General features: G+C 72.8%; 21 protein-coding genes. 15 read left to right on the forward strand and 6 right to left on the reverse strand.

Features of this window, described 5'->3' with window-relative positions:
* Positions 1-153 precede the first annotated feature (153 nt).
* Complete coding sequence (locus tag ABZ738_RS01360; RefSeq protein ID WP_343232764.1) at positions 154-435, forward strand: hypothetical protein; 282 nt, start codon at positions 154-156, stop codon at positions 433-435.
* Between the two features lie 73 nt (positions 436-508).
* Here the strand turns inward: ABZ738_RS01360 and ABZ738_RS01365 are convergent, their stop codons facing one another.
* On the reverse strand, positions 509-4840 hold the full coding sequence (locus ABZ738_RS01365) for a S8 family serine peptidase (RefSeq protein WP_357210266.1): 4332 nt from the start codon (positions 4838-4840) through the stop codon (positions 509-511).
* Positions 4841-5178: 338 nt separating this feature from the next.
* Between ABZ738_RS01365 and ABZ738_RS01370 the strand changes: the two genes are divergently transcribed.
* Positions 5179-5706, forward strand: a complete 528-nt coding sequence (locus ABZ738_RS01370) for a winged helix-turn-helix domain-containing protein (protein WP_131052725.1) — start codon at positions 5179-5181, stop codon at positions 5704-5706.
* Positions 5707-5718: 12 nt separating this feature from the next.
* Entirely contained in the window at positions 5719-6579 is an 861-nt protein-coding gene (locus ABZ738_RS01375) for a hypothetical protein (protein WP_357210270.1), read from the forward strand.
* Positions 6580-6583: 4 nt separating this feature from the next.
* Here ABZ738_RS01375 and ABZ738_RS01380 read toward each other — a convergent pair whose 3' ends face one another.
* From ABZ738_RS01380 to ABZ738_RS01390, 3 genes are all read right to left on the reverse strand, one after another.
* Positions 6584-8641 carry a glycogen debranching N-terminal domain-containing protein gene (locus ABZ738_RS01380; RefSeq protein ID WP_357210273.1) on the reverse strand — a complete coding sequence of 686 codons (2058 nt, stop codon included), beginning with the start codon at positions 8639-8641 and terminating at the stop codon, positions 6584-6586.
* Positions 8638-9018, reverse strand: coding sequence for an SCP2 sterol-binding domain-containing protein (locus tag ABZ738_RS01385; RefSeq protein ID WP_131051514.1), 381 nt, complete (start codon positions 9016-9018; stop codon positions 8638-8640). The genes ABZ738_RS01380 and ABZ738_RS01385 overlap by 4 nt, the downstream gene beginning before the upstream one ends.
* Positions 9019-9079: 61 nt before the next feature.
* The gene (locus ABZ738_RS01390; protein WP_131051515.1) at positions 9080-9454 is read right to left on the reverse strand and encodes a DsrE family protein; all 375 of its coding nucleotides are present in this window, start codon (positions 9452-9454) and stop codon (positions 9080-9082) included.
* Positions 9455-9466: 12 nt separating this feature from the next.
* Here ABZ738_RS01390 and mtfM point away from each other — a divergent pair, with 12 nt between their 5' ends.
* Both mtfM and ABZ738_RS01400 read left to right on the forward strand, forming a co-directional pair.
* The gene (gene mtfM, locus ABZ738_RS01395) at positions 9467-9571 is read left to right on the forward strand and encodes a small membrane protein MtfM (RefSeq protein WP_275540796.1); all 105 of its coding nucleotides are present in this window, start codon (positions 9467-9469) and stop codon (positions 9569-9571) included.
* Positions 9572-9626: 55 nt separating this feature from the next.
* Complete coding sequence (locus ABZ738_RS01400; RefSeq protein WP_131051516.1) at positions 9627-10226, forward strand: FABP family protein; 600 nt, start codon at positions 9627-9629, stop codon at positions 10224-10226.
* 54 nt (positions 10227-10280) lie between these two features.
* Here the strand turns inward: ABZ738_RS01400 and ABZ738_RS01405 are convergent, their stop codons facing one another.
* Entirely contained in the window at positions 10281-11129 is an 849-nt protein-coding gene (locus ABZ738_RS01405) for an aminotransferase class IV (protein ID WP_176095349.1), read from the reverse strand.
* 65 nt (positions 11130-11194) lie between these two features.
* Here ABZ738_RS01405 and ABZ738_RS01410 point away from each other — a divergent pair, with 65 nt between their 5' ends.
* The 4 genes from ABZ738_RS01410 to ABZ738_RS01425 all read left to right on the forward strand — a co-directional run bounded on the left by ABZ738_RS01410 (position 11195) and on the right by ABZ738_RS01425 (position 14782).
* Positions 11195-11629 carry a Fur family transcriptional regulator gene (locus ABZ738_RS01410; protein WP_131051518.1) on the forward strand — a complete coding sequence of 145 codons (435 nt, stop codon included), beginning with the start codon at positions 11195-11197 and terminating at the stop codon, positions 11627-11629.
* Positions 11626-12738, forward strand: coding sequence for a folate-binding protein (locus ABZ738_RS01415; protein WP_357210279.1), 1113 nt, complete (start codon positions 11626-11628; stop codon positions 12736-12738). The genes ABZ738_RS01410 and ABZ738_RS01415 overlap by 4 nt, the downstream gene beginning before the upstream one ends.
* A gap of 162 nt (positions 12739-12900) precedes the next feature.
* A complete protein-coding gene (locus tag ABZ738_RS01420; RefSeq protein ID WP_357210282.1) occupies positions 12901-13728 on the forward strand; it encodes a 3-keto-5-aminohexanoate cleavage protein in 828 nt (275 codons plus the stop codon).
* Positions 13729-13801: 73 nt separating this feature from the next.
* Complete coding sequence (locus ABZ738_RS01425; RefSeq protein WP_131051521.1) at positions 13802-14782, forward strand: asparaginase; 981 nt, start codon at positions 13802-13804, stop codon at positions 14780-14782.
* Between the two features lie 130 nt (positions 14783-14912).
* On the opposite strand, the gene ABZ738_RS01430 is transcribed toward ABZ738_RS01425, so the two are convergent.
* On the reverse strand, positions 14913-15716 hold the full coding sequence (locus ABZ738_RS01430; RefSeq protein ID WP_131051522.1) for an alpha/beta hydrolase: 804 nt from the start codon (positions 15714-15716) through the stop codon (positions 14913-14915).
* A 146-nt stretch (positions 15717-15862) separates the two neighbouring features.
* On the opposite strand from ABZ738_RS01430, the gene ABZ738_RS01435 reads away from it, so the two are divergent.
* The 6 genes from ABZ738_RS01435 (at position 15863) to ABZ738_RS01460 (ending at position 20716) form a co-directional block, all read left to right on the forward strand.
* The gene (locus ABZ738_RS01435; RefSeq protein ID WP_131051523.1) at positions 15863-16498 is read left to right on the forward strand and encodes a helix-turn-helix transcriptional regulator; all 636 of its coding nucleotides are present in this window, start codon (positions 15863-15865) and stop codon (positions 16496-16498) included.
* Positions 16495-17256, forward strand: coding sequence for a hypothetical protein (locus ABZ738_RS01440; protein ID WP_131051524.1), 762 nt, complete (start codon positions 16495-16497; stop codon positions 17254-17256). The genes ABZ738_RS01435 and ABZ738_RS01440 overlap by 4 nt, the downstream gene beginning before the upstream one ends.
* An 82-nt stretch (positions 17257-17338) precedes the next feature.
* Complete coding sequence (locus ABZ738_RS01445; RefSeq protein WP_131051525.1) at positions 17339-17653, forward strand: DUF2516 family protein; 315 nt, start codon at positions 17339-17341, stop codon at positions 17651-17653.
* On the forward strand, positions 17650-18537 hold the full coding sequence (locus ABZ738_RS01450) for an alpha/beta hydrolase (protein WP_131051526.1): 888 nt from the start codon (positions 17650-17652) through the stop codon (positions 18535-18537). Before ABZ738_RS01445 ends, ABZ738_RS01450 begins: the two co-directional genes overlap by 4 nt.
* 226 nt (positions 18538-18763) lie before the next feature.
* Positions 18764-18982, forward strand: a complete 219-nt coding sequence (locus tag ABZ738_RS01455; protein WP_117229133.1) for a hypothetical protein — start codon at positions 18764-18766, stop codon at positions 18980-18982.
* A gap of 153 nt (positions 18983-19135) precedes the next feature.
* Complete coding sequence (locus ABZ738_RS01460; RefSeq protein WP_131051527.1) at positions 19136-20716, forward strand: DEAD/DEAH box helicase; 1581 nt, start codon at positions 19136-19138, stop codon at positions 20714-20716.
* Positions 20717-20779 lie beyond the last annotated feature (63 nt).

Raw genomic sequence — 20779 nt, forward strand, 5'->3', positions numbered from 1 at the left:
AGGAGAAACAGTCGGGTGGACGGACGCGCGACAGGGCTGGACGCCGCCCGGTGGCTGGACGGCGGCGGTGGGTGGACGGCGGCGGTGGGTGGCGGGTGCGCACCCTGTCGGGTCGGGTCCTTTCGAGCTGACGGCGAGAACGGATCAGGCGTCATGCCGCAGTCCGGTTTCGTCCGCCCGACCGCGATGCGCCCGCCGGTCATTCGTCCGGCGGTCATGCCTCCTGCCGCCATTCGTCCGGCGTTCATGCGCCCTGCCGCCATTGGTCCGGCGTTCATGCGTCCGGCTGGCATTGACTCGGCTGCCTTCGCCCGGTTCTCAACCGCCCGGGTTCCCCGCGCTTCTGCTCGCCTTGAGGCGCTCGAAGTGATCGACAGGCGGCAGGGCAAGGGTGTTGTCGTGACCGATCCGAGCACCTGGCTTCGCAAGCCCTGACCTGTATTCCGGGCGGACAGGGCGGCGATGGCCGCCGGTTCGTGACGAACCGGCGGCCACCAGGGGTAGTGCGTCAGATACCGGTCGCTCTGGTGCAGGTGGATGCCGGATCAAGGGCGAAGTCGAGGGAGCCGACGATGCCCGCCTCGATCTGGTGCCGCTTGACCTGCGGCACCCAGCCGTCCTTGGCCACGATCACCTCGTACCGGCCCTTCGGCAGCCACCAGGCGTACGTGCCGTCGGCGCCGGAGGTCAACGTCGTGCCGGTGCCGGCCGAGATCAGGTTCACCCGGACGGTCGCCGCCACCGTCACCGTCACCCCACCGCAGGTGGTGCCGGTGACGGTGCCCTGGACCTTGCCCCAGCTCGACGGCGGCGAGACGTTCATCTCCACCGACACCGGCGTCACCGGGTACGGGGTGTCCGAGGCGACCACCAGTTCGGCGTCGTACCGTCCCGGCTGTTGCAGTCCGGCCGCCGCCGTCGCGGTGAGCGTCACCGTCACCGTCCGGGACGCGCCCGGTGCCAGCGTGAAGGTCGCCGGCGAGCTGGACAGCCAGGGCACGTCCGCTGCGGCGGCGCACTGCTCCAGACCACCGAGCAGCTCGCTGTCCGCCGAGCCCACGAAGGAACTGGGCGAACCACCGATCTTGTACGCGCCGCAGGCGGCGGCGCCCCGGTACCGGCCGAACTGGGCGTTGGGCAGGTCACGCCAGGCCCCGGTGGCGGGGTCGTAGGCGATGGTGCGGTTGCTGACCGCCGTCGAACCGGCCGTCACGCCACCGGCCAGCACGAGCATCCCGCCGGCTGCCGCGTACTGGGAGCCCCACAGCTCGGTCGGCATGCTCGGCAGCGGGCTCCACGCGTCGGCCGTCGGGTCGTACCGGTAGGCGTCGGTGTACTCGGTGCTGCCGGTGCCACCGGCGCAGTGCACCGTCTCGCCGAGCCCACCGCAGGCCAGCCAGGACACCGGGTGCGGGTAGGCCGCCCGGGTGCCGAACGTGCCGGTCGCCGGGTCGAAGACCACCAGTCGGTCGGAGTCCGTGCAGGTGGCGTCGGCACAGCCGCCCACCAGGTAGACCTTCCCGTCGACCACCGCCCCACCGGCCGCTGCGGTCGGTGCCGGGTTCGTCGCCCCCGGCACGGTGCTCCAGGTGCCGGCGACCGGATCGAAGACGTCGACGGTGGCCACCGGACGGTCGTCCGCGCCCCAGCCCCCGAACACGTACAGCTTGCCGTTGACCGCTGCCGCGACCGGCTTGGAGCGCGCCACCGGCAGGTCCGGCAGGGCGGTCCAGGCGTCGGCACCCGGGTCGTACGCCCAGGCCCGCCGCTCGGTGCCGGTGTCACCGCCACCACCGACGGAGTAGATCTTCCCGCCCAGCCACGCGGCGGCGTTGTCGTAGATCGCGGCCGGCAGCTTGGCGATCGGGCTCCACGCGTCGTCGGCCGTGGTACGCACCTCGGGTGCCGCCCCGCCGTACGCGACTCCGGTGTGGGCCTTGCTGATGCCCTTCATCTTCTGTTCCCGCAGCGGTGCGCCGGACTGGCGGAGCAGCTCGAACGCGCCGGTGCGTTCCAGCAGCTCGACGGCGGCCGGCGCGCTGCCGGTGTTGCGGACGGTCAGCTTGGTGGTCCGGGTGCTGTTGTAGGGCTGGTGCGCCACGACGGACGCGGGGCTGACCGTGAGCCGCCCGGCGCCGAGGGCGAAGTCGGCCCGCTTGACCCGGTCGGCCTCGACCGTGACCTGCTTGGTGGCCGGTTGGTACGGCGGACGACTGGCGGTGAACGGGTGGGCGCCGGTCAGACCGGAGAAGAGCCAGTAGAAGCCGTCCGGCTCGGCGGTGTCCTCCGGGGTCGCCGCCGACACGGCCCGGTCCTGCGGCCGGTCGTCGCTGACCACGGTCACCCCGTCCACGGGTACCCCGGTGTTGCGGTCGGTGGTGGTGCCCACCACCAGACCACCGGGCACCGGCGTGCACTCGCGGTTGACCACCTCCACGTCGTCCACCTGCCACCACCAGGCGAAGGTGCCCTTGAACCGGAAGCGGACCAGGGCCGAGGCGGCGTTCGCGGCCGGGGTCAGTGCCACCTCCTCGACGCGGGGGCCACGCCGGCTGGTGGTCTGGTGCCAGACGGTGGTCCAGGTGGCGCCGGAGTCGACGGAGACGTCGACGTCCGCGGTGTCGGAGATCCCGACGGCCCGCCAGTCGCTGCGGAAACGCAGCACCGGTGCGGCGGTGCCGGAGAAGTCCAGCGGCGGGGTGACCAGGTCGGTGTCCTGGCTGTTGCCACTGCCGAGGGCGTCACTGTCGACGATGGCGAACCCGCCGGCACCACCGGTCAGGTTGCCGCGCGACCGGGCGTCGGTGAAGGTCCAGCCACCGGAGGCGGTGCGGTTGTCGACCCGCCAGCCGGCCGGGGTGCCGGTGCCGTCGAAGCTCTGGGTCAGCAGCGGGGTCCCGAACCGTCCGGTGTAACCGGCGGCGGTGCACCCGGCATCGACCGGAACGGCCACGTCGACCGTGGTGGCCGCGCCGCCGACCGGCACCTCCCGGGTCACCGTGCGGTAGCCCGGGTAGCGGGCCGTGACGGTGAGCCGGTACGTGGTGTCGCCCGGTGCGGTGAACGAGTAGCGACCGGTGACCGGGTCGGTGAAGACCGGCCCGCCGGGCCGTCCGGCCACCTCGACCTTCGCGTACAGCGGCCAGCCGTGTCCGGAACCGTCGGTGACCTTGCCGCTGACCGTGACCGTCGGGGTGGCCGCCAGCGCGAAGTTCCGGGTGACGGCCCCGCCCTCGGCCACCGTGACGGTCGCCGACTGACCGGCGTAGCCGTAGGCGCTGACGGTCAGGCGGGTCTCGCCGGCCGGCACGTTCAACGCGTACCGGCCGTCGGTGCCGGTGGTGGCGCTGCGGGTGCCGTCGGTCACCGTGGCTCCGGCCACCGGGTCGTCGTCGGCCGCGTCGGTGACCATGCCGCTGACCCGGCCCACCGGGCCGCGCGGGGCGTCCCGCACCGCCGCGTACGCGTCCAGACGTCCCTCGCCGAAGACGTTGTTGTCGGCCGGGGTGCCGCCGCAGGTGGTGGCGTCGACGTCCCGGGCGGTGCGGTCGAGCAGTTCCTCGGTGCCGGCCACGTCGCCGCGCAGGCTCGGTGCCGCCGCCCAGACCAGCGCGATCGTCCCGGCCACGTGCGGGGCGGCCATCGAGGTGCCGCTGAACGAGGCGTACCCGCCGTTGCGGACGCTGGACCGCACGTTGCTGCCGGGTGCGGCGATGTTCGGCTTGATCAGGTCGGTGCCGAAGCCCCGGCCGGAGAAGTCGGCGATGGCGTTGTTCACGTCGTACGCGCCGACCGCGTACGAGTCGGCGTTGTCGCCGGGAGAGCCGGCGCTGCCGCAGGCCGGTCCGTCGTTACCGGAGGAGAAGACCGGGAACATGCCGGCGGCCCGCCAGGCCGCGACGGTCTGCTGGTACCACGGGTCGCCCCCGTCGCCGCCCCAGGAGTTGTTGACGATGTCGGGGCGCAGGTCCGGTCGGGGGTTCTGCCCGGCGGCGTCGGTCGGCGCGAGCACCCACTGCCCGGCGGCGAGCAACGAGGCGTCCGCGCAGCTGTTCGTGCCGCAGCCCTTGGCGGCGATCCACCGGGCTCCCGGGGCCACGCCGATCTGGTTGCCGGCGCCGTCGTCGCCGACCATGGTGCCCATGGTGTGCGTGCCGTGGTCGTTGTTGTCGCAGGGCGCGGTGCCCGCGCAGACGCCGGTCGGGTCGAACCAGTTGTACGCGTGGTCGAAGCCGTCGCCGAGGTTGCCCCGGTAGGAGCCGACCAGCGCGGGGTGGTCGTAGCGCACGCCGCTGTCGATGTTGGCGACCACGACGCCCTCGCCACGGTCGCCGAACTCGTCCCAGACCCGGGGCGCGCCGATGTTGGTCAGGCCCCACTCGACGGCCGTGGTGCGGGCCCGGGTGGTGTCGGTGGCGGTCGGCCGGACCAGCGGGTAGCTGCGGCTGGGGGAGATCCGGGCCACCTCGGGCCGCCGGGCGATCTCGTCCAGCAGCGCCTTGTCGCCCTCGACCCGGATCGCGTTGGCGATCCAGTACGCGGTGTGCGGCACCTTGCGCTCGTCGAGCATCGCCCGCAGGTCGTGTTGGGTACGGCTGGCGGTGCCGGTCAGCAGCCGGTGCACCTCGTCCGCCCGGCGGTCGGCGTCACGCAGCCGGGCGGCGTCGGCCAGTGTGGCGGTCTCGCGCAGGTACACCAGGAACGTCGCGGTCGACGCGGTGTCGAACCGGTCGATCAGGCCCTGGTCGACGGCGGCCCGGTGTGCCGTCGGCTGTGGGGCCGGTGCGGCGACGGCGGGCTGGGCGGTGACGGCGAGTACGGCGGCGGCCAGCAACGTCACCGCCCGCCACCGTGATGACGGTGCGGATGGTCGTGTGAACAAGGTTCCTCCCCCACGTCGTCGGTCCCGATCCGTTCGGGGCCCGGACAACCCGCGCGTCGGCTTACGACGTCGCGGAGCGGACGGGGCGATGTGGGTGGCTGATGGTGAGCGCCCGCCCGCTGAGAGTCATGCTCTTGCCCCGACAGTCGGTGATCAATGGACGGCGTCGGTCAGTACTCGGTCAGTGACGGGGCGGGTTGCTGACCGTTAGTCTTCAGGCGGGGGCTCCATCGGTGACTATCGTTGGCGATTAATGGAAAGTCGCAGGTCAGCACGGTGCTCTCGGGGGAGGCAACGTGTCCGTTGAGGAGATACCGATCCTGGTCTGCGTCAGCTCCGACGCCTCGGTGCGACAACGGGTCATGCAGCGGTTGGACGGCGTGGGACCGGTGGTGATCTGTAGTGACCTCGCGCAGTTGCGCGCGATGTTCCCGGCTCCGCTGGCCGAGCCCGCCGCGCTGCCCGACGAGTCGAACGGCCGACCGACGAACTGGGGCGACCTCGTGGTGGACCGGGCCGGGCACCTGGTCACCTGGCGGGGCGTGCCGTTGGGTCTGACGCGTACCGAGCGGGAGCTGCTGGCCCGGCTGATGAGCCCGCCGCTCGCGCTCTGGAGCTACGAGCGGCTCTTCGCCTCCGTCTGGGGCGGCGCGTACCTCGGTGACACGGCGATCCTGCACTCGGCGGTGAAGCGGTTGCGGCGCAAGCTGCGGGCGTTGCCCGGCGGCCCGCAGGTGCAGACGGTCCGTGGGGTAGGCTACCGGCTGAGCACGCCGCCGGAGGGCGCCGACGGGCGCCCCGGCGAGGCGGTACACCACGCGTGACACCATGACCCGGTGAGCGGTGCTGTCCAGACGGGGTATTTCCCGCCCGCAGGTCCCCGGCCGCCGGCCCCCGGCCCCCGGTGGCCGCGCTGGCTGATCGTGGCGACCGTGGCCTGGGCGGTGCTGCTCGCCGGTCTCACCTGGCGCTCCGCCCGGAACGATCCGCCGACCGTCCGCGAGCAGCGCACGCTCGCCGAGGCCGGCCCGGTGGTGGACGCCGCCATCGGCGAGCTGGTGGCGGCGAGCTGGGGTGCGGTGCCCGCGCTCGTCGCTCCCGAGGTGGACCGGGGCTGCCGGATCACCCCCTTCGCGGAGGGCGCGGAGCTGATCCGCGCCGTCGACCTGGCGGTGCCGGTGGGTGAGGAACGGGCCGCGCTCCAGGAGATCTCCGACCGGCTGCCCACGGCGTGGCGGGCCGGTGTCCGGGTCACCTCCGAGGGACCCCGGTTGCGCGCCGACGCGGGCGAGTTCGTCACCGTGCAGGGGCGGGTCGTCGCCGACGGCCGGATCCGGCTGACCGCGGACACCGGGTGCCGGATGATCGGCGACGACTACGCCGCGCCGGGAGCGGACGCCGCCGGAGCCGAGGTGGGTGCCCTGACCGAGGCGCTGCGCACGCTCGGCAGCACGGCGACCGAGCCCGACGAGGTGGTGGCCGCGCCGTGTCCGGGCGGGGGGTCGGCGCGTACCGTCCGGTCCGCTGTGGCCGCGTTGCCCGCGTCGCCGCAGGCCACGCTCGCGCCGCTGGCCGGCGGCACGCCGGTGGTCGACACCGACGAGGTGTACGCCTTCCGGCGCGACGGCGTCGCGGTCCTCGCCGACCTCGGCGCGGACGAGATGGTGCTCTCCGCCACCACCGGCTGCGCCGGCTGATCTCCTACACCGGCTGACCGTTCCCGTCGTCCCGCCGGCGGCTGCGGCCCAGCGCGTCCGCGCGACCCCAGCGACCGGGGATGTCCAGCAGCTCGACCCGCCCGACCCCCTGCGGCACGTGCGGGTCGACGATCAGGTGCTCGCCCTGCGGTTCGAGCCCGAGCATCACCCGCAGCAACATCAACGGCGTCCCCGCCGACCAGGCCTGCGGGCTGCACGCGGTCGGGTACTGCACCGGGTACTCGGTGAGGTCGCGCTCGTACCCGGCGAACGCCTCCGGCAGTCGGCCGTCGAAGTAGCGCGCCGCCGTCAGGATCGACTCGCAGATCTGCCCGGCCTGCTCGCGGAAGCCGTACTTCCACAGTCCCCAGGCGATGATCGAGTTGTCGAAGGGCCAGACCGTGCCGACGTGGTAGCCGATCGGGTTGTACCGCCCCTGGTCTTCGGCGAGGGTGCGGACACCCCAGCCGGAGAAGAGTCGCGGCCCGACGAGGTGGTCGGCGATCCGTCGGGCTCTCGACTCCTCGACGATGCCGCTCCAGAGCAGGTGCCCGATGTTGGAACTGAGCGCATCCACCGGTGTGCCGTCGGCGTCCAGGGCCAGCGCGTAGTACTCCTTCTCGGGCAACCAGAAGTCCCGGTTGAACCGTTCCTTCAGCTCGGCGGCCTCCCGTTCCAGCCGGTCGGCGTACTCCGGGTCGTTCCAGAACAGCCGGGCCATCCGGGCGCCGCGCAGCTTGGCGTCGTACGCGTAGCCCTGCTGTTCGCAGGTGGCCCGGGGGAAGCTCGGCAGCCGGCCGTCGGAGTAGGAGATCGCGTCCCACGAGTCCTTCCAGCACTGGTTCTCCAGGCCGGTCTTCGGGTTGCGGGTCTGGTACCAGAGGTAGCCGGTGCCGAGCAGGTCGCCGTACGTGTCGATCCAGGCCAGTGCGCCCCTCACGGCCAGTTCCAGCCGTTTGACAAGTGCCACGTCGCCGGTCCACCGCTCGTACTCGTCGAGCAGGATCACGAACAGCGGCGTGGAGTCGGCGGCGCCGTAGTAGGGCGAGTGCGGCTGCTCCTCGAAGCCGGCGGTCTCGCCGTAGCGCAGCTCGTGCAGGATCTTGCCGGGGTCCTCGTCGCGGAAGTCGTCCAGCCGGTGCCCCTGGAGACCGGCCAGCATCGTGAGCGTGGGCGGGATCAGTTCCGGCTGGAACGGCAGGACCTGGAGCGAGGTGATGATGCTGTCCCGGCCGAACAGGGTCATGAACCAGGGCAGGCCGGTGGCCAGCAGTCGTACGCCGAGCGCGATCGACTCGTACCGGAGCGCGGCCAGGTCGTCGAGGCTGCGCCGGTACGCCTCGGTCAGCGGTTGGTAGTCGCAGCTCAGCTTCGGTGCCTTGGCGATGAACTCGGCGTGCTCGGCCTGGATGACGGCGGTCGTCCGGCTACCGGAGAAGGGGAGTTGGCTGCGGACGTCCTCGCCCCGGGCGCCGTAGATCGTGGTGGTGACGGCGAGCCGGGTGGTCCACTCGCCGTGCGGCCCGATCTCGATCGCGAAGGTCATCCCGGTCAGGTCGACCTCCGCCGGTGCGCTGCTGCTGATCACCGTCTCCCGGTGGAACGCCTCCCGGCGGTAGTCCAGGCGCAGCGCGTTCTCGCCGGGGGTGGCGGTGTGCTCGCCGCGCTTGCGCTGGGTGTCCTTGATCTCGAAGAGGTCCGCGAAGTCGGCACCCATCTCGATCCGGACGGTGAACATCATCGACTGCCCGGAGTGGTTGAGCACGGTCAGCTCCTCCTCGAAGCTGCCGCTGATGGCCCGGCTGCGGATCACCGAGACCTTGGCGTCCAGGAAGTGGGTGGGCTCGCCCGGCACCAGGAAGTAGCGGGTCCGGTGCGACTCCGAGTCGTCGAGCGACAGTGCGTGCAGCCGTTCGCCGTCGAGCAGCAGCAGCCAGGTGGAGAGGAACCGGGTGTCGAAGGAGAAAAGGCCGGTGGGGAAGTCGAGGGCCGGCTCGATGTCGCCGCGCCGGTCGCTGACCAGGAAGGTGTTGCCGTCCAGGATGCTGACGAGTTCTTTCACCGGGTCCGCCTGACGTGCTCGCGGGCCACCTCGCGCGGGTCCCGGGTGCCGGGGGGCGGGGGGAAGAAGCGCCGGAAGGCGAGGAACAGGACCACGTCCCCGGTGTACGTGCTCTCGTTGCGGAACACCGCGGAGATGCTCTGCGACTGGCCGGTGACCAGCCGGTCGAACAGGTGCACGCCGCAGTACCAGACGGCGTCGGCGGCCTCCGGACCCTGACTCACCTCGGCCGCGCCCGGTCGCATCCGGACCAGCCAGTGTTCGGTGTGGTGGCCGTCGGAGAGGTCGATCCGGAGCGTGCCCGCCACGGGGGCGCGGAGTACCTCCGGGGCCCGGGCCGGCAGCGCCGCGAAGAACTGCTCGGTCGCCTCGGTCACACCCGAATCGTAGGCATTAGTCCGAGTTGTCGGGCCAGTTCCGGCGCGCAGGCCGGCGATGTCAGTACACGAGCGCCTGTGCACCCTCGGCCATCGTCTCCTCCACGAAGACGGCGGCACCGGCGATCCGTACGCCGGGGATCACGTCACCCGTGCCGATGTCCCGGCGGGCGGCGCACTGGGTGCAGGCGGTCACCGTGCCGGTGGAGAGGATCACGTGCAGCAGCTCGGCCAGGGGCGCCGAGTGCGGCAGCTCGAAGTTCTGTGCGTGACCGGGCAACGCGAACCAGGTCGACTCACCGGTGAGCCAGAGAGAGACGGGTACCCCGGCTGCCGCAGCAGTGGCGGCGACGGTGAACGCCTGGGCGCAACGCTCCGGCGAGTCGGCGCCGGCGGTGGCCTTGACGACGAGAGTGCGGGCCATACCGCCCAGCATAGGATGAGCCGGATGGTCACCGAGATCGGGTTCGTCAGCCTGCTGGTCGCCGGCCTGGGCGCGCTCGCCGGTGGCCTGGTCTACGTGGCGGTACTCATAGCGAGAGGTAGACAGTGAGCGCGAGGAGTGAGCCGGTTTTGCGAGCCCCGCAGTCGCGAACGAAAGAGGCACAGTGAGCGCGTCGGACGACAATCCGCTGGCACCGCCGCCGTGGCTGAACGCGCCGCCGGTCGAGCCGTACCCCTTCGAGGAGAGCCACGACCTGCGGGTCGGGCCGAAGCTGCACCCGAGCCTGGACGGGCTGCTGCCGTACGTCGGTGTCTGGCGGGGACGCGGCCGGGGCGGTTTCCCCACCATCGAGGACTTCGACTTCGCCCAGGAGATCCGGATCAGCCACGACGGCCGACCGTTCCTGCACTACGAGTCGCGGGCGTGGATCCTCGACGAGCAGAGCCAGCCGGTGCGCCCGGCCGGGCGTGAGGTCGGCTGGTGGCGTCCGGTGCTCGACGGTGACCGGGTCACCGACGAGCTGGAGGCGCTGCTGACCGTCCCCACCGGCGTGATGGAGCTGCACGTCGGGCGGCGCAAGGGTACGCAGATCGAGTTCGTCACCGACGCGGTGGTGCGGACCTCCACGGCCAAGGAGGTGACCGCCGGGCACCGGCTCTTCGGCATCGTCGAGGGAGCGCTGCTCTACGCGCAGGACATGGCGGCGGTCGGTCAGCCGCTCACGCCGCACCTGTCGGCACGCCTGATCCGGGTGGCCGGCTGAGCCGTCCGGCATCCGGCGGTCGGCCGTCGGGTGGTCGGCTTGCGGCGACAGCCGTCAGGGCAGCGGGAAACCGAGCAGTTCCTGCACCGCCCCGGTACGCGTACCGGCCGGCAGCGGCGTGCCGTCGAGACTGCGGACCGCCACCGCGCCGCGTACGGACGAGGTGAGCCAGACGCCGTCGGCGGTCCGCAGCCCGGCCGGCGTGACCATCCGTTCGTCGGCCGTGCAGCCCAGCTCGGCGGCGTGCGCCAGCAGCCACGCGACGGTGGTGCCGGGCAGGATGCCGGTCCGGCGGGCCGGCACCGTGCAGAGGACGTCCCCGTCCAGCCAGACCACGTTGGCGGTCGGCCCCTCCAGCACGTACCCGTCGGAGGAGACCCAGAGCACGTCGTCGACGCCGGTCCGGGCCGCCCAACGGCGGGCGGCGGTGCTCGCCCGGTACGAGGTCGACTTGAGGCCGGCGGGGAGCCAGTCGAGCTCGGGGCGGGCCTGCGCGGGGACGCCCAGCGGGAGGGTGGCCACCCGTACCCCGTCCCGGCGGGCCTGCCGCGCCGTCGCCGGCACCTCGGCGAGGGTGGCGTACACGGTGGGTCCTCCGCCGCCCTCGGGGCCGCGGGTGCAGACCAGCCGGAGCGCGCCCTCGACCTCGGTCGGCCAACCGGCGGCGACGTCGTCCAGCAGCGCGACCAGCTCGGCGTCGGGAGGCAGGGGCAGCTCGACGGAGGCCGCGCCGGCCCGCATCCGGGCCAGGTGCTCCTGCCGTAGCCACGGCCGACCGCCGCGCAGATGCATGGTCTCGAACAGTCCGTCGCCGTGCAGGACCCCGAGATCGTCGCCGCGCAGCAGCGGCTCGCCGGGCGGTCGCAGGCCCTGTCCCAGTACGCCGATCCGCGACGCCACCATGGGGCCGAGCGTAGTGCCGACGCCCGCACCCGCAGGTACGCGTACCGCCGAACTATGATCGGAGGGTGTCCGAATCCTCCCTGGCGGAACTGCTCCGCGCCCGTGGGCTGCGGCTGACGGCGCAGCGGCAGCTGATCCTGCAGGCGGTGCTGGACCTGGGGCACGCCACCCCGGAGCAGGTGCACACGGCGGTCCGCGAGGTCGCCGCCGGTGTCAACATCACCACCATCTATCGCACGCTGGAGCTGCTGGAGCGGCTCGGCCTGGTCACCCACACCCATCTGTCGCACGGTTCGCCGACCTACCACGCCGCCGGGGAGGACCAGCACGTCCACCTGGTCTGCCGGGAGTGCGGCGCGATCGACGAGATGGAACCCGAGCTGTTGCGCCCGCTGGCCGACCAGTTGGCGACCGAGCGGGGCTTCCGGGTCGACATCGGCCACGTCTCCTTCTTCGGCGTGTGCGAGCGGTGCGGAGACGGGGACGGGGACCAGAAATGATCGACATCGCGGGTGCGGTGGCCGTGGAGAGCATCGACGAGGCCAGCCGGGACCAGCCGGAGCCGGCGCACGCGGCAGCCGGCGTACGGTCGGTGGCCGCGCACTACGGCGACCCGATGCGTGAGCAGCGGCTGCTCGACACCGAGGTCGGCCTGGTGGACCGCTCGCACCGGGGCGTCGTCGCGGTGCCGGGCGCGGAGCGGATCTCCTGGCTGCACACCCTCACCACCCAGCACCTGGCGCAGCTCGGCCCCTGGCAGGGCACCGAGTTGCTGGTGCTCTCCCCGCACGGGCACGTCGAGCAGCACGCCATGGTGACCGAGGACGGCGACACCACCTGGCTGGACACCGAGCCCGGCGCCACCGGGAGCCTGCTGGGTTACCTGGAGAAGATGCGCTTCTTCAGCCGGGTCGAGCCCCGCGACGCCACCGCCGAGTACGCGCTGCTGTCACTGGTCGGGCCGAAGACACCCGACGCGGTGGCCCTGCTGGACGTGCCGCCGCTCGCCGAGCCCGAGGTGCTCGACGTACCGGGTGCCAAGTTCCGCGCCGGTGAACTGCCCGCCCGCCCGAGCGCCCGGTACGACGTCAAGCCGCTGCCCGGCGGCGGATGGGCCCGTCGGGTGCCGCTCGGGGTGGACCTGCTGGTGCCCCGGGCCTCGATGGAGCAGGTGGTGAACCGGCTGCGCGACGGCGGTGTGCGGCCCGCCGGCCTGTGGGCGTACGAGGCGGTGCGGGTCGCCGCCCACCGGGCCCGGGTCGGCGTCGACACCGATCACCGGACCATCCCCGCCGAGGTGGACCTGATCGCCCCCGCCGTACACCTGGACAAGGGCTGCTACCGGGGGCAGGAGACGGTCGCCCGGGTGCACAACATGGGGCGCCCGCCGCGTCGGCTGGTCCTGCTGCACCTCGACGGGGTGATGACCGACCAGCTCCCGGCCGCCGGTACCCCGATCACGCTGGGCGACCGGACGGTCGGCTTCGTCGGCACCGCCGTGCACCACCACGAGCAGGGCCAGATCGCGCTGGCCGTGGTGAAGCGCTCGGTCGCCGACGACGCCACGCTCCGGGTCGGCGAGAGCACCGCCGCCATCGACCCGGAGTAAGGAAGGGCACCTTATTAACGCCTGCGGTATAGCAGGGGTCCCCTGCTAACACCTGCTCCCGGCTCGCGCTGACGGCACCTGCCTGCTTCCAGCGGCTCCCCGCTCGCGCTGACGGCACCTGCCTGCGCCGGAGGTCGGGCCGGGGGTTCTAGGATCGCCGGCATGACGACAGCGACGTTGATCACGGTTGCCCCCACCGGCGCGGAGTCGGCCAAGACGGAGGTGCCGGCGCTGCCGGTGACCCTGGACGAGCTGCTGCTCACCGCCAAGGAGTGCGAGGCACTGGGCGCCTCCGTGATCCACGTCCACATCCGCGACGGCCAGGCGCGCCCGACGCTGGACCAGGGACGGCTGCGGGAGACCGTGGCGGCGCTGCGGGAGAGCACCGACCTGATCGTGCAGCTCTCCACCGGCGGGGCGGTCACCGACCCGGAGTCCGACCGGCTGGCCGTGCTGGAGGCGGGACCGGACATGGCCTCGTGCACCATGGGCACGGTCAACTTCGGCGACGACGTGTTCCTCAACCGCTGGGAGTTCATCGTCGACCTGCACACCCGGATGCAGGAGCGGGGCGTCGTGCCCGAGTACGAGATCTTCGACCTCGGCCACCTGACCGCGTTGCAGCGGCTGCTCGGCCGGTACGGGCTGCCGCACGGCGGTCATGTGCACGTCGACTTCGTGATGGGGGTGCCGGGCGGGATGCCGGGCACCACGGCGACCCTGGTGGCGGCGCAGCAGATGCTGCGGGACCTGCCCGAGGGGACCACGTTCTCGGCGACCGGCGTCGGCCGTACCAGCATTCCGGTGCTGCTCGCCAGTCTGTCGGCCGGTGGTCACCTACGGGTCGGCATGGAGGACACGGTCACGTACGCCAAGGGGCGGCCGGTGGAGTCCAACATGCAGCTCGTCGCCCGCGCGGTCGGGTTCGCCCAGCTCGCGCAGCGTCCGCCGATGACCACCGCCGAGGCGCGCGAGATGCTCGGTATGTAAGGGGGAGACTCCCCACCGTTGCTGTACACCCGGAGGTGGCGTACCTGCTCACCCCGGTGTCGGCCCTGCCCGCATCGTGGGTAGCGTCCACGTTGTGGGAGAGACGTACGAGGGCGGCGTGGCCCTCGCCGAGGTGGTCCGGTCCGGGTTCGTGGAGGGCGTACACCGGGGGTCGGTGGTGGTGCTCGACGCCGATGGCGCGGTGGTCGCCGCCGCAGGTGACGTGACCTCGCCGATCTTCCCGCGTTCCGCCAGCAAACCGATGCAGACGGTCGGGATGATCGGCGCCGGGTTGCCGCTGACCGAGTCGGCCGACCTGGCTCTGGTGTCGGCCAGCCACGCGGGGGAGGAGTTCCACCTGGCCCGGGTGGCCGGGCTGCTCGCCACCGCCGGTCTGGACGAGGACGCGCTGCACTGCCCGCCGGACCTGCCGGTCGGTGAGCAGGCCCGCGAGGCGGTGCTGCGGGCCGGCGGCGGTCCCACCCGGCTCCAGATGAACTGTTCCGGCAAGCACGCCGGGATGGTGCTGACCTGCCGGGCCGCCGGATGGCCGGTGGACGGGTACTGGCGTCCGGAGCACCCGCTCCAGCAGCGGGTACGCGACGCGGTCGAGGAGTCGACCGGCGAGCGGGCCGTGGCGGTCGGGGTGGACGGCTGCGGCGCGCCGGTGCTGTCGGCGTCGCTGACCGGGCTGGCCGGGGCGTACCTGCGGCTGGTGACGGCGGAGGAGGGCACGGCGTCGCGTACGGTGGCCGACGCCATGCGCGGGCACCCGGAGATCGTCGGCGGTACGGAGGCCGACGACACCCGGCTGATGCGGGGCGTACCGGGGCTGCTGGCGAAGGTGGGCGCGGAGGGCGTGATCGCGACGGCGCTGCCCGGCGTCGGTGCTGTTGCCTTGAAGATCGACGACGGTGCTGGTCGTCCTCGGATGCCGGTGCTGGTCTCCGCGCTGCGTCGGCTCGGTGTCGACGCGCCGGTGCTGACGGAGTTCGCCGAGGTGCCGATCTTCGGTGGTGGCCTGCCCGTCGGTGCCGTCCGTCCGCTCTGGTGACGCCCGCTCCCCGGCAACGGCCGTCGACCGCTGCCGGGTGGATGTGGGGTGGATGTGTGGGGTGGATGTTAGGAGGGGACCCGTGCTCTACCGCAGGCGTTAGCAGGGGGCCCTTCCTTACACCAAACCCTTACGGCGAAGGCAGGAAGTCGAGCAGGGCGGCGTTGACCGGGGTCGGCCGCTCCAGGGGCAGCAGGTGGGCGGCGTCCGGGACGTCGGGCAGCCGGACCGCGTGTGGGGCCTCCGCCGCGATGCGGTCGGCCAGATGCCGGATGTCGGGTACGTCCGCCGCGCCCGCCATGACCAGTACGGGCATGGTCAGCTCGCCGAGTCGCCCGGTGGCCGGCGGATCCAGTTCGGCGATGTCCACCGCGCTGAGCGCCAGTTCGGCCGCGAGTGCGCGTTCGTCCATGGCGGTGGCGAACGCCAGCAGGTGCGGGTCGACGTCCGACGGGTCCCGTTCCGGGCCCACCACCCAGAACCGCACCTCACCGGCGGCGGTGGCGGCCAAGTCCTCCGGGTCCACTTCGCCGACCAGGCTTTCCCACAGGTCGTTCGTCTGCTCGGACCACTCGTGGCCGGAGACGGCGGTGCCGAGCAGGGCGAGTGCGCCGACCCGTGCCGGGTATGCCAGTGCGGTGTCGATCGCCACCGCACCGCCGAACGAGCAGCCGACCAGGGCGGCCCGGGGCAGGTCGAGCGCGTCGAGCAGGCCGGCCACGTCGTGGTGGTGGGCGAAGGCGGTGCCCGGCAACTCGGACTCGCCATAGCCACGCAGGTCGACGGCGATCACCCGGTGCCGGACGGCGAGCGCGTCGAGTTGCGCGTGCCACATCCGGCGGTCCGCGATGCCGGCGTGCAGCAGGACGACCGGTGATCCGGAGCCCGTCTCGTCGTACGCCAACCGTGCGCCATTCACTTCGATCTTGGTCACGGCGAGACGGTACGACCGGCCGCGTGTGGGCGCAAACCTGCACGCGGCGGGACGGTGCGACCGGCGGTCACCTGCCCGTTGAGACCTTGCTAACTCGGGCTAGCGTTTTGCTTGCAGCAGCTAGCAGGGACGGATAGCGTGAGGTCATGGCCACTTCCAAGGACCTTCCCGACGTCGGCGGGTTCATACGTGACCTGCGGCGGAACGCGAAGATCTCGCTGCGGCAGCTCGCCGAGCAGGCCGGGGTCAGCAACCCCTACCTGAGCCAGATAGAGCGGGGTCTGCGCCGCCCGAGCGCCGAGGTGCTCCAGCAGCTCGCGAGCGCCCTGCGGGTCTCCACCCCGGCGATGTACCTGCGCGCCGGGCTCCTCGACGACAAGGAGGGCCAGGGCGTGCTGGCGGCCATCGCGGTCGACCAGGACCTGACCATGGCCCAGAAGCAGTCCCTGACCCAGATCTACGAGACGTTCCGCCGGGAGAACGCCCGGCTCGCCGATGCCACCGCCGCAGCGGACGCCGCACGGGAGGGCACCGCCGACACCGACGTGTCCACCGGGCCGAACGCCGCGAACGACGGTCCCGACCTCACCTCGCCCGACCTGGCGAACCTGGCCGCCACCGGCCCCACCACCGCCGAGGGCTCGCCGACCGAGGCCGTCCTCGAATCGGTCGCCGTGACGGAGGCCGGTCAGGCCCCCGCGCCGACCCGCACCCCAGCCAAGAAGACCGCCCGCACGGTCGTCAGCAAGGCCGCCGACGCGGCTCAGGAGGAGACGTCATGACCCAGCCGAAGACCGACCGCATTCCCGCCCCGCTCTACGCCGCCGCCGGTGCCGGCGACCTCGCCCTGAAGCAGTTGCGCCGACTGCCGACGGTGGTCGGCGAGCTGCGTGACCGGGTTGCCACCGACGGTGGCCGGGTCGTGAGCGACCTCGGCGGCAAGGCTGTCGTCGCCGGGTTCGAGCTGCGGCAGAAGGCCAACGACGCGCTGCGCAACGCCAACCAGACCGCCGAGTCGCTGCGACAGAAGGCCACTCCGGTCGCCGACCTCCACCGGCTGCGCGAGGTCGCCGACCCGGCGAAGCTGCGCGAGGCCGCCGACGTGCAGAAGCTGCGCGAGGCCACCGACCTCGACCGGCTGCGGGAGCTGGCGACCCGCAACGCCGCCGTGGTCGTCGCCGGTGCCCACGCCGCCCAGGAGCGGGCGCTGGCCGCGTACGGCGCGCTGGTCGCGCACGGTGAGCGGGTCGTCGGTGCGGGCGTGGTGGAGGCCGCCGAGACGGTGAACGCCGACATCGACGCCACCGAGGCCACGGTGGAGCCCACCGCGATCACGCCGGACGCCGCGCCGGTGACGCGGCGCAAGAAGGCCGAGGTGCCCAGCCCGGCCGAGGTCGCCGAGATCGTGGAGGCCAAGCCGGCCGTCGCCAAGAAGGCCACCCGGGCCAAGGCGGGCACCGGACAGCCGGCCGTCAAGCGGACCACGCCGTCGGCGAAGCTGCCCCGGGCCACGAAGCGGACCCGCCCCGCCGCCGAGTGACGACGACAGACGCATAGACCACGGCGACCCCGGTCACCGTCCTGTCGGACGGAACCGGGGTCGCCAGCATAAGCTTGCCGTCATGGCCAACGCCGCGCCGATCTTCGTCTTCGACGTCCGCTACGTGATCGAACTGATCCTGTTCGTGTTCGCACTGGTCGTGCAGGGGGTGGCACTCGTGCACTCCGTCACCCAGCGCTCCGACGCCTTCCCCGCAATCGGCACCCTGCCGAAGGGCGGGTGGATCGCGATCCTGGCGGTCACCACCCTGCTGACCCTGCTGACCCGCAGCACGCTGAGCATCTTCGGGCTGATCGGTGTCGCCGCCGCCCTCATCTACCTGCTCGACGTGCGCGTCGGCCTGCGTGAACTGGGCAACGGTAGAGGATCCTGGTGAGGGCCTTCCGCTGGCCACCACCACCGGACGGCGGACCACGCACCTGCGGGCCGGGGCCCGGCGCACCGCGTACCGGTCGCCCGCCGCTGCCGGACCCGGAGACCGAACTGCTCGATACCCCGCACGGCGTACGCCTGGAGCGGCTGGTCACCGGCGTCGGTGACCCGGTGACCGTGTTCGCGCACGGGTTCGGCAGCGGCATCGCCACCACCCGCCCGTTCGGCAGCGGGGTGAACGGGCGCAAGGTCTTCTTCCAGTTCCGTGGCCACGGTCGCTCGGACGCGCCGGACGGCCCGTGGAGCTATCTCGACCTCGCCCGTGACCTGCGCGCCGTCGCCGATCTCAGCGCGGCGACCCGCGCCCTCGGGGTCAGTCTCGGCGCGGGCGCGCTGTGCCGCCTGCTGGTGGAGAGCCCGGACCGCTTCGACCGGTTGGTCTTCTTCCTGCCCGCCGCGCTGGACCGGCCCCGGGGGCCGCTGGCCCACGCCCGGCTGACCGAGCTGCTCGCGGCGGTGGAGGTCGGGGACGCCTCGGCGGTGGCCGAGGTGGTCTCGGCCGAGATGCCGCCGGCCGTCCGCAACACTCCGGCCGGCTGGGCGTACCTGCGGCAGCGGCTGGACCACCTGCTCCGCGACGGACTCGCCGCCGGACTGGCCGACCTGCCGGGGCAGGTGCCGGTGCCGGACGCCACGGCGCTGGCGGCGGTGACCACACCGGCCCTGGTGATCGCCGCCGAGGGCGACGACCTGCACCCGGTGGAGGTGGCCGAGGAAATCGCCGCCGTGTTGCCGAATGCCACCCTGCACCGGTACGCCCGCCCCGGCGTGCTGTGGACGGACCGCGCCGATCTGCGCGGACGGATCTCCGAGTTCCTGAACGGGTGACCTGGGGGCCCGAAGGCCCCACGTGGCGTCGATGGCACAGATCGGCCAGGTTCGGGTGGTCATGGTCGAGAGCGAGGGTCGGGCCAGCCGCCGGGTCCGCATCCTCCTCGCCGACTAGCCGTTAGCCGGTGCACGCTGGGCCGACTCGGCATCCTTTACCCGATCGTCGCGACAGGTTACAAGATCATCTCATCTTTCGCGGCGATTTCTGCTGTACGGTCTGTGGGTGAGAACCGAGCGTCACTGGTGGAACGGCGACCGCACCGTGCGTGGTCGTCGCGACGTGTTCATCCGCACCGACGGCGAGTCGTGGGAGGTCGAGGCCCGGGCCGGCGGCGGCGCCGGCGGGTCGAAGATCATTCCCTGTCCTGGCCTGCGGTCGGCGGAAATCCTGGCCGGAGCGTGGATGGACGGCCAGCGCAAGTGGCAGGACGTCGCGACCTGAGCAGATCGTGCTCCCACACGTCGACGGGCGGCAGGGGGTAGACTGACCGTGCGGCCCTGTCCTGGCGGGCCGGTTCGATGTCCCAGGCCACGCGCCGCGGCCAACTAGCGGTCAGCGCCGGGCGGGGATCTTTCTTCGACGTTCGGAGCATTCATGGCGGCACGCCGCCCACAGCAGCAGAACACCTCCTCGACCACTTCGACCTTCGCCGACCTCGGCGTGCCCGAGGCGCTCACCCGCGTCCTCGCCGTCACCGGGGTGGACCGGCCCTTCCCGATCCAGGCGGCGACGCTGCCCGACGCGATCGCCGGGCGCGACGTGCTCGGCCGTGGCCGCACCGGTTCGGGCAAGACCTACGCCTTCGTGCTGGCGGTGCTGACCCGTCTGGCGGCCACTCCCGCGCCCCGTCGGGCCGGGCGTCCCCGGGCGCTGATCCTCGCGCCCACCCGTGAGCTGGCCTCCCAGATCGACGCCGTGATGGCGCCGCTGGCGCAGGCGCTGTCGCTGCGCACGATGACCGTCTTCGGCGGCGTGGCCGCCGGCCCGCAGATCAAGGGGCTGCGTGCCGGGGTCGACGTCGTGGTGGCCTGTCCGGGCCGCCTCGCCGATCACGTCGACTCGGGCCACGCACACCTGGACGCGGTCGAGATCACCGTGCTCGACGAGGCCGACCACATGGCCGACCTCGGCTTCCTGCCCACCGTGCGACGGTTGATGGACCAGACCCCACGCGACGGTCAGCGCCTGCTCTTCTCCGCCACCCTGGACGCCGGTGTGGACGTGCTCGTCCGCCGGTTCCTCACCGACCCGATCACGCACAGTGTCGACTCGGCGCAGTCCCCGGTCACCGCGATGACGCACCACGTGCTGCACGTGCTCGCCGACGAGCGGTTCGCCGTGCTGGTGGACCTGGTCGCCACGCCGGGGCGCAGCGTGGTGTTCACCCGGACCAAGCGGGGAGCCAAGACGCTCACCCGTCGACTGGTCGCCGCCGGGGTGAAGTCCGTGGAGCTGCACGGCAACCTGGCCCAGGGGGCGCGGGCCCGCAATCTCCAGGCGTTCTCCGACGGTGAGGTGCAGACGCTCGTCGCCACCGACATCGCCGCCCGGGGCATCCACATCGACGACGTGGCCCTCGTGGTGCACGCCGACCCGCCCGCCGAGCACAAGGCATACCTGCACCGGTCGGGGCGTACCGCCCGGGCGGGCGCTGCCGGCACCGTCGTCACGTTGATGACCGACCAGCAGGCGTCCGAGGTGCGGGAGTTGACCCGCAAGGCGGGCATCCGGGCGACCACCACCCGGCTGCGTCCGGGTGACGCGCTGTTGCGCGAGATCGCCCCGGGGGAGCGGACGCTGGTCGCCCTGCCGGTGGAGTCCGCCGAGTCGGCACGCGAGCCACGGTCGAACCGGGGCGGCCGTCGCGGCGGCACGTCGGCACCGGCCAAGAGCGGTGGGGCCCGATCCCAGACGGCACAGCCCGGCACCGGCCGGTCCCATGGCAGCCAGGCGGGCACCGGTCGGTCACGTGGCGCGCAGACCAGCCTGGGCCGGTCCTCGGAAACCCAGACCGGTGCGGGCCGGGCCCAGGGGGCGCAGGCCGGTTCCGGTCGTTCCCAGGGCGGGCGGTCGCAGTCGGCCCGAGCCGGTGCGGCCCCGGTCGGCGGGACACGCACCGGAGCGGCGGCCTTCTCCGCCCGTGCCCGGCCCGGCGGACGCCGCCGGCAGGGCTGACGGCAGGACCGTTGACGGCGGCACCGCCAGGTCCGGCTCGTCGCGAAGAACCGGCGGGATGTG

The organism is Micromonospora sp. NPDC047793, from assembly GCF_040642635.1.
Lineage (GTDB): Bacteria > Actinomycetota > Actinomycetes > Mycobacteriales > Micromonosporaceae > Micromonospora.

Excerpts from the sequence above, each read along its gene's own strand:
- ABZ738_RS01405 (WP_176095349.1), bottom strand. The coding sequence starts at position 11,129 with ATGGTGGCGTCGCGGATCGGCGTACTGGGACAGGGCCTGCGACCGCCC.
- ABZ738_RS01360 (WP_343232764.1), top strand. The coding sequence starts at position 154 with ATGCCGCAGTCCGGTTTCGTCCGCCCGACCGCGATGCGCCCGCCGGTC.
- ABZ738_RS01435 (WP_131051523.1), top strand. The coding sequence starts at position 15,863 with ATGGCCACTTCCAAGGACCTTCCCGACGTCGGCGGGTTCATACGTGAC.
- ABZ738_RS01420 (WP_357210282.1), top strand. The coding sequence starts at position 12,901 with ATGACGACAGCGACGTTGATCACGGTTGCCCCCACCGGCGCGGAGTCG.
- mtfM (WP_275540796.1), top strand. The coding sequence starts at position 9,467 with ATGGTCACCGAGATCGGGTTCGTCAGCCTGCTGGTCGCCGGCCTGGGC.
- ABZ738_RS01440 (WP_131051524.1), top strand. The coding sequence starts at position 16,495 with ATGACCCAGCCGAAGACCGACCGCATTCCCGCCCCGCTCTACGCCGCC.
- ABZ738_RS01445 (WP_131051525.1), top strand. The coding sequence starts at position 17,339 with ATGGCCAACGCCGCGCCGATCTTCGTCTTCGACGTCCGCTACGTGATC.
- ABZ738_RS01390 (WP_131051515.1), bottom strand. The coding sequence starts at position 9,454 with ATGCTGGGCGGTATGGCCCGCACTCTCGTCGTCAAGGCCACCGCCGGC.
- ABZ738_RS01415 (WP_357210279.1), top strand. The coding sequence starts at position 11,626 with ATGATCGACATCGCGGGTGCGGTGGCCGTGGAGAGCATCGACGAGGCC.
- ABZ738_RS01460 (WP_131051527.1), top strand. The coding sequence starts at position 19,136 with ATGGCGGCACGCCGCCCACAGCAGCAGAACACCTCCTCGACCACTTCG.